Genomic DNA, 1,055 nt, shown 5'->3' with positions numbered 1-1,055 from the left:
GGATCGGCGGCCTTGGCGAGCAGGGCGGTGAGCAGGTCGGGGGTGAGCCGGTCGGCGCGGTCGAGGCCGCTGCCGTCCTTGAAGGCGGCGCCCTTGACGGGGAGGCCGAGTTCGCGCAGCCGGGAGCCGATGGCCTTGCCGGCGCCGGCGAAGTCGGCGCGGTCGCCGGTGGCGATCGCGGTCTGGCGGGCGAGGGCTTCGGCGATGTCGTTGTCGCTGTTGGTCAGCATGCGCTCGACGAGGGCGGCGAGCGGGGGCGAGGAGACCGTGGCGAGGGTCTTGGCGCGGGTGGTGGCCTTGGACGGGCCGGGGGCGGTGGTCTTGATGCCGTGGGACTTCAGGAAGTCCCCGAAGCGGCGGGCGGCGTCCGCCGCCGGGTCCGGCACGCGTTCGACGGGGCCGCTCGTGGAGTCGTCGGTGCGGCCCTCGTCGGCCATCAGGGGGGTGACGCGGGCGAGGTTGCCGTCGACCCCGATCGGGTGCATCTCGTCGCCCGCGTAGAGGGTCGTGTCGTAGGAGAGGGTGACGTCGCGGACGCCCTTGTCGGCGAGGGCGGCGGCCGTTGCGGCGGCCAGGGTGCGCAGGCTCGCGGAGCCCTGGGCCTTCTCGCGGGCCGTGAGGGTGGGGTCGCCGCCGCCGACCAGGACGACTTCCTTGGTGTCGGGTTCGAGGGCGGCGCGGGTGGTGAGGCGGTGGTCGGTGCCCATGGCGGACAGGGCGGCGACGGCCGTGGCGACCTTGGTGGTGGAGGCCGGGGTGAGCCCGGTGCCGGAGGCGGCGCCGTACAGGCGCCTGCCGGTGGTCATGTCGATGACGGACGCGGCGGGCCGGGAGCCGAGGGCCGGGTCCTTCAGCAGCGGGTCGAGGGCGCCCGCGAGGGCCTTGCCGTCCGGGGCGGCGCGGGTGGTGAGCCGGTGGTCGGTGCCCGTGGCGGACAGGGCGGCGACGGCCGTGGCGACCTTGGTGGTGGAGGCCGGGGTGAGCCCGGTGCCGGAGGCGGCGCCGTACAGGCGCCTGCCGGTGGTCATGTCGATGACGGACGCGGCGGGCCGGGA

Annotated in this window: 1 protein-coding gene; it reads right to left on the bottom strand. The window is 76.1% G+C overall.

Going from position 1 to position 1,055, the window contains the following annotated elements; translation table 11 throughout:
* The coding region (locus K4G64_RS39320; protein ID WP_221760629.1) for a D-alanyl-D-alanine carboxypeptidase at positions 1-1,028 on the bottom strand (1,028 nt) is incomplete at its 3' end.
* Positions 1,029-1,055 lie beyond the last annotated feature (27 nt).

The organism is Streptomyces sp. WAC04114 (assembly GCF_019733245.1).
GTDB lineage: Bacteria > Actinomycetota > Actinomycetes > Streptomycetales > Streptomycetaceae > Streptomyces > Streptomyces massasporeus_A.
This window is presented reverse-complemented; position numbering and strand designations above follow the sequence as displayed.